7 protein-coding genes are annotated in these 6,460 nt (G+C 54.9%); 6 read left to right on the top strand and 1 reads right to left on the bottom strand.

The features are described 5' to 3' along the window. Window positions 1-3 precede the first annotated feature (3 nt). The 5 genes from paaK (at window position 4) to LLF79_RS24220 (ending at window position 4,390) form a co-directional block, all read left to right on the top strand. The gene (gene paaK, locus LLF79_RS24200; protein WP_023327374.1) at window positions 4-1,320 is read left to right on the top strand and encodes a phenylacetate--CoA ligase PaaK; all 1,317 of its coding nucleotides are present in this window, start codon (window positions 4-6) and stop codon (window positions 1,318-1,320) included. A 102-nt stretch (window positions 1,321-1,422) separates the two neighbouring features. Continuing rightward, a complete protein-coding gene (gene paaX, locus LLF79_RS24205; RefSeq protein ID WP_227880529.1) occupies window positions 1,423-2,358 on the top strand; it encodes a phenylacetic acid degradation operon negative regulatory protein PaaX in 936 nt (311 codons plus the stop codon). A gap of 9 nt (window positions 2,359-2,367) precedes the next feature. Then, window positions 2,368-2,964: a phenylacetic acid degradation protein PaaY gene (paaY, locus tag LLF79_RS24210; protein WP_227880530.1), complete on the top strand. Its 597-nt coding sequence runs from the start codon at window positions 2,368-2,370 to the stop codon at window positions 2,962-2,964. 88 nt (window positions 2,965-3,052) lie between these two features. Then, window positions 3,053-3,403 (top strand): DUF4440 domain-containing protein, encoded by a 351-nt coding sequence (locus LLF79_RS24215; protein WP_025911343.1) that lies wholly within the window; start codon window positions 3,053-3,055, stop codon window positions 3,401-3,403. 243 nt (window positions 3,404-3,646) lie between these two features. Beyond that, window positions 3,647-4,390: an SDR family oxidoreductase gene (locus LLF79_RS24220; RefSeq protein ID WP_227880531.1), complete on the top strand. Its 744-nt coding sequence runs from the start codon at window positions 3,647-3,649 to the stop codon at window positions 4,388-4,390. Between the two features lie 22 nt (window positions 4,391-4,412). On the opposite strand, the gene LLF79_RS24225 is transcribed toward LLF79_RS24220, so the two are convergent. Next, window positions 4,413-5,648 (bottom strand): serine hydrolase, encoded by a 1,236-nt coding sequence (locus LLF79_RS24225; protein ID WP_227880532.1) that lies wholly within the window; start codon window positions 5,646-5,648, stop codon window positions 4,413-4,415. Window positions 5,649-5,784: 136 nt separating this feature from the next. On the opposite strand from LLF79_RS24225, the gene LLF79_RS24230 reads away from it, so the two are divergent. Beyond that, complete coding sequence (locus tag LLF79_RS24230; protein ID WP_021241340.1) at window positions 5,785-6,267, top strand: glutathione peroxidase; 483 nt, start codon at window positions 5,785-5,787, stop codon at window positions 6,265-6,267. The last annotated feature ends 193 nt before the right edge of the window (window positions 6,268-6,460 follow it).

Raw genomic sequence — 6,460 nt, forward strand, 5'->3', positions numbered from 1 at the left:
ACAATGACAAATACAACAAAGCTTGATCCGATTGAAACGGCCTCCCTTGACGAGTTACAGGCGCTGCAGACCGCGCGTCTGAAATGGACGCTGCATCACGCCTATAACAACGTGCCGATGTACAAACGCAAGTTTGATGCCGCGGGCGTTCATCCTGACGATTTCAACGAGCTGGCGGATATCCGTAAGTTCCCGTGCACCACCAAGCAGGACCTGCGGGATAACTACCCGTTCGATACCTTCGCCGTGCCGATGGAGCAGGTGGTGCGCATTCACGCGTCATCCGGCACCACCGGCAAGCCGACCGTTGTCGGCTACACGCAAGGCGACATTGATAACTGGGCCAACCTGGTGGCGCGTTCCCTGCGCGCGGCGGGCGGCAGCGCGAAGGACAAAATTCACGTGGCGTATGGCTACGGCCTGTTTACCGGCGGGCTGGGGGCGCACTACGGGGCCGAGCGCTTAGGCGCGACGGTGATCCCGATGTCCGGCGGCCAGACGGAGAAACAGGCGCAGCTGATCCGCGATTTCCAGCCGGACATGATCATGGTGACGCCATCCTACTGTCTCAACCTGATAGAGGAGCTGGAGCGCCAGATGGGCGGCGATGCCAGCGGCTGTTCCCTGCGCGTGGGCGTCTTCGGCGCCGAGCCGTGGACGCAGGCCATGCGCCGCGAAATTGAAAAACGCTTAGGCATTACGGCCCTGGACATCTATGGCCTCTCCGAAGTGATGGGGCCGGGCGTGGCGATGGAGTGTATCGAAACCGTCGACGGCCCGACCATCTGGGAAGATCATTTCTACCCGGAGATCGTTAACCCGAACGACGGCACGCCGCTGGATGACGGCCAGCAGGGCGAACTGCTGTTCACCACGCTGACCAAAGAGGCGCTGCCGGTGATCCGCTACCGCACCCGCGACCTGACGCGTCTGCTCCCGGCCACCGCGCGCAGCATGCGCCGTATGGACCGCATCAGCGGCCGCAGTGACGATATGCTGATCATTCGCGGCGTTAACGTCTTCCCGTCGCAGCTGGAGGAGGAGATTGTGAAGTTCGAGCACCTTTCTCCGCACTACCAGCTGGAGGTGAACCGTCGCGGACATCTTGATTCACTTTCCGTGAAGGTGGAGCTGAAAGAGAGCAGCCTGACGCTGACGCACGAGCAGCGTTGCCAGGTATGCCACCAGCTGCGCCACCGCATTAAATCGATGGTGGGGATTTCCACCGACGTGACGATCGTGAACTGCGGCAGCATCCCGCGCTCGGAGGGGAAAGCCTGCCGGGTGTTTGACCTGCGTAAAGTTGCGGCCAACGGCTAAGTTTCCTCTCACCCCGGCCCTCTCCCAAAGGGAGGGGGTTAGGGTGACGGGCTATCCCAGAATCCTATGCTATGATTCATCCAGGACAAAAATAACAACAGAATGAATCACATGAATAAACTCGACGCCTTTATCCAGCACGCGGTCAGCTCCGTTCCCGTCAGCGGGACCTCGCTTATCTCCTCGCTATACGGTGACGCGCTTTCCCATCGCGGCGGTGAGATTTGGCTCGGCAGCCTGGCTGCCTTACTGGAAGGCATGGGGTTTGGCGAACGTTTCGTGCGTACCGCGCTGTTTCGCCTCAACAAAGAGGGCTGGCTGGACGTCTCGCGCATCGGGCGACGCAGCTTTTACCGCCTGAGCGATAAGGGGCTGCGCCTGACGCGACGCGCGGAGAATAAGATCTACCGCGCGGAACTGCCCGCCTGGGACGGTAAATGGTTATTGCTGCTCTCCGAGGGGCTGGATAAAATCACCCTGGCCGACGTTAAAAAGCAGCTGATCTGGCAGGGGTTTGGCACGCTGGCGCCGAGCCTGATGGCCTCGCCGTCGCAGCATCTGGCGGACGTGCAGTCCCTGCTTCACGATGCCGGCGTGGCCGAAAACGTGATTTTTTTTGAAGCCCACTCGCCGCTGGCGCTCTCGCGCGCCGCGCTGCGTTCACGCGTAGAAGAGTGCTGGCAGTTAACCGAGCAAAACGCGATGTACGAGTCGTTTATCAACTCGTTCCGGCCGCTGCTGCCGCTGCTGAAAGAGGCCGCGCCGGAGGAGCTGACGCCGGAACGCTGCTTCCAGATCCAGCTGCTGCTGATTCACTTTTATCGTCGCGTGGTGCTGAAGGACCCGCTGCTGCCGGAAGAGTTACTGCCTGCGCACTGGGCGGGGCAAAGCGCCCGACAGCTCTGCATAAATATCTATCAGCGTGTCGCGCCGGGAGCGCTGGCGTTTGTCAGCGAGAAGGGCGAAACCTCCGTCGGCGAACTGCCCGTGCCCGGCACGCTCTACTTTCAACGCTTCGGTGGTCTTACAAGCGCATAAGGAGGGAAGATGCCTGTTTATCAAATTGACGGCCTGACGCCGGTCGTGCCTGACGAGAGCTATGTTCACCCAACGGCGGTGCTCATTGGCGACGTGATTCTGGGCAAAGGCGTGTATGTCGGTCCCAATGCCAGCCTGCGCGGTGATTTTGGCCGTATCGTGGTGAAAGACGGGGCGAACATTCAGGATAACTGCGTGATGCACGGCTTCCCGGAGCAGGACACGGTGGTGGAAGAGGACGGACACATCGGCCACAGCGCCATTCTTCACGGCTGCGTGATCCGCCGCAATGCGCTGGTGGGCATGAATGCGGTGGTGATGGACGGGGCGGTCATTGGTGAAAACAGCATCGTCGGCGCGGCGGCGTTCGTGAAGGCCAAAGCGGAGATGCCTGCCAGCCATTTGATCATCGGCAGCCCGGCCAAGGCGATCCGTGAGCTGAGCGAGCAGGAGCTGGCATGGAAGCAGCAGGGCACGCGGGAGTATCAGGTGCTGGTGGAGCGCTGCAAGCTCACTATGCACCAGGTCGAGCCGCTGCGTGAGGTTGAGCCTGAACGGAAACGGCTGACGTTTGACGAGAATTTGAGGCCGAAGTCGGCGGTGTAAGGGGAGATCCGCTTCGTGCTGGAGCGGACGTTGCCTTAGAGCGATTATCGTTTTAAAAAAACTGACAAAATGTAAAAGGACAATCACTATGCTCCTGGAGAAGCTTATTGGACTTGAATGTTCTCTACATGGCGAGATGCGAAAAGACAGGGAATGGCTCGAACAGATACTTCATAAAGAATTCAGAGAAATAACGCGTACAGGTGTGTTAGTCACTCGTACTGAGACAATAGAATGCCTTTCTGATGAAGTAAACGCGCCGACTATTCTCAGCAGCGATTTTCAACTCATTAGCGTAAGCGATAATATCGCAATATTATATTACAGGACGTTTAATCAGGATGGCAGTCGTGCTTCTCTTCGTTCTTCATGTTGGGAGCGTTTTGATAATGACCAGTGGAAGCTGGTGTTTCATCAGGGAACACCCGAATCGCAATAGAGTTAGATGTAAATAAGCTCATCGTTCATTCTTTTGCATTGCATAGCGCAATATACCTATCGACTTAGTTTTTTTGGTGAAATGTAAGCCTTAAAAAACTCGTATTATATATTTTTAATGGTGAAGTACAATGCAGTCGCTGTTTTAGCCAGCTGTAAATGGCACTAACGGGAAGATGTTCCCCCGCCTCACCATGCTATAAATCCTCCGACACAGACTCATCACGATAAAGGACGCAGAGTTATGCTGAGAGGAAAACGCGCTGTTATCACGGGTGGCGGTGGGGGATTTGGTCAGGCGCTTTGCGTCTGGCTGGCGCGAGAGGGCGTTGACGTGGATTTTAGCGCCCGTCGGGTCGAGGATATTGAAAAAACCTGCGCCCTCATCGCGGCTGAAGGGGGTGTGGCAAGAGGGTATCTCTGCGATTTAGCCCAGCCGGAATCCATTTCTCAGTTCTCTTCACAGGTCTTACGTTCAGAAAAGCCAATCGATATTTTAATACTGAATGCTGCTCAGTGGCTGTCAGGGACGATAGACGAACAATCGAGCACAGAAATCGTCAGTACCGTCAGTTCAGGCCTGACTGGTTCAATCCTGCTCACCCAAGCGCTGCTTCCAAGATTGCGATGCTCAGAGAGCGCTGACATCATTGCGATTATTTCCGCATGCGGTATTCCGAATTTTACAGATTCCATTGCCCATCCCGCTTTTTTTGCCAGCAAACACGGGCTCAGCGGCTTTACAACGAAACTGTCAGAACACTTATCCAAAGAAAATATTCGGGTAACCGGGTTATATCCGCCTGATTTTGAACTGACCGGTTTAGATGCGCATGTCGATAATCAAACAAGAATGGGGCAGCGTCTGATGAATGGATGGTCAATCTGGGAAACGATGCGTTTTGTACTGACTCAGCCTCGAAGTTGCCATATTAGTACCATCTACTTTCAGGGGCCGACTCGTGAAGATCTGGCACATCAGGCCTGAATCTGACGGCGGGCGTTCACCGTTATTGCTGATAAACGCGCTCAGGCATCCTATTATTCGCAAAACGGTTGCCAGAGGTAATAAGGCCGTCTTTTTTCGCCATATCCATCAAAAGCGCGATGCCAATGTAATTACTCCAGTTAAAGGTATTTTGCAGCACCACCACCGCATTGCCTCTTTCTTTGTCATAACCGATAAAGCTGGAGTAGCCGCCGATATAGCCGACCTGATAGGTGATTTTTTCCAGACCGATAAAGTCGGTGGTCCAGGCAATACCCTGTACTCCGTCAGGTCGTTGAATGTCGGTATCCCTGACTTCGGCAAAAACGCTGTCCAGTAAGCGATTGTGAGTCGTCGATACGTGATAGCGTGCATAGGCCGCCAGATCTTCAGCGTTGCTGTATAAGCTCGCTGCCGCCACCATATTATTGGAAAAATGCCAGTCCGGTGTGAGCTGCCCGCGTGGGATAAATTTCGGCTGATCGCCCGCGTGGCCAAGCGCACGCTGGGGGTACCCTTTTAGCTGCCGGGGCGTAAAGCTGCTGTTAGCCATTTGCAGCGGATGGAAAATATAGCGCGAGGCTAAACTCTGGATATCTTCGCCGGTCTTGTGCTTCAGGATATAGCCGATCAGGGCGTAGCCGGTATTGGAGTATTGCGGCACTTTATTCTTTGGCGCTCGCCAGTCGGCGAGGTAGAGCAGCACGTTATCGCTATCCAGCTCACCGTAGAAATTATCGCCGGTGCTTAAGTAGCTGATGAATTTCCCAAGCATCGGAACATCCATATTCTGACGCGGCAGGCCGGAGGTGTGGGTTACCAGTTCAAGTAGGGTGATTTTTTGTGCATCCGCGCTAAGCGCCGTCTCCGGCGGAAGCAATGTCGCCAGGCTATCGTTCCAGTTCAGTTGCCTTTCATTCACCAGACAAGCCACTACTTCTGCCGTTATCCCTTTGCTGATCGAGCCGAGCGCAAACAGGGTGTCGGGCCTGACAGGATAGCGATTGACCGCATCGGTTACGCCCCAGGTGTAAAACTGCGGTGAGCCGTGATTATGGATCACCGCGACCGTCATCCCGGGAACGGATTTTTGCGCCATGTAGTGACGCACCACGCTGTCAACGTCGCCATCCAGCGAATCATGAGTGAGAAGTTCCTGAGTGCCTTCCGGGGAGGACATTTGCGAGAGCGTGCCACAACCGCTGAGGAGTGGCAGAGTAAGCAGAAGCCAGCGAAATTTTTTTGTTATGTTCTGCATACCTGATAGCGAGTGTGGTGGTCATGGCGCGCCAGGAATGTATCACAAATAGCCTGCTTGAATGTAAACTTTCTACACGGTGACGGCCCTGCGGGTGGTCACCATGACTTTTCGGCCAGCTTTGAGGGATATTAGTATGACTCGCTTTTATCAACTTACCGCCACCCGTCTGGATGGGCAACTTATCTCTATTGCCGACTATGCGGGTAAGGTGGTTCTGGTTGTTAATACGGCCAGCCAGTGCGGCTTTACGCCACAGTATGCGGGGCTTGAAGCACTGTACAAAAAATACGCCGATCAAGGGCTGGTGGTGCTTGGCTTCCCCTGCAACCAGTTCGGTAAGCAGGAACCCGGCGGTGCCGACGACATCTCAAAGACCTGTTACATTAACTACGGCGTCAGCTTTCCCATGTTCGAGAAAGTCGAGGTCAACGGTGCCGCAGCACATCCGATTTTTCGTTATCTGAAAGACGAATTGCCCGGCGTGCTGGGTGGGCGGATCAAGTGGAACTTTACCAAGTTCCTTGTCGGGCGTGACGGTAAACCCCTCAAGCGCTTTGCACCGATGACTACGCCCGAGAAAATGGAGGGGGCAATTGTTGCGGCACTGGGAAGGTGAGTGTTTTTGTCGCCAGAGCCATCCGTTTGTTGGGGATAGCCGATATTCTGATGTCCGCTCTGTGCCCAGGCTGTGTAAAAACTCGGTTTTTTCAGTATCTGAGGACTAACACCAGCAGGGATGCAAGATATTCCTGATATGGGCTGTATTCGCAGTGATTTGTATGTTGAGGCAAAACGAGACTTTGTGGCTT

The sequence above is a fragment of the Enterobacter cloacae complex sp. 2021EL-01169 genome, from assembly GCF_020733125.1.
Classification (GTDB): Bacteria; Pseudomonadota; Gammaproteobacteria; order Enterobacterales; family Enterobacteriaceae; genus Enterobacter; species Enterobacter roggenkampii.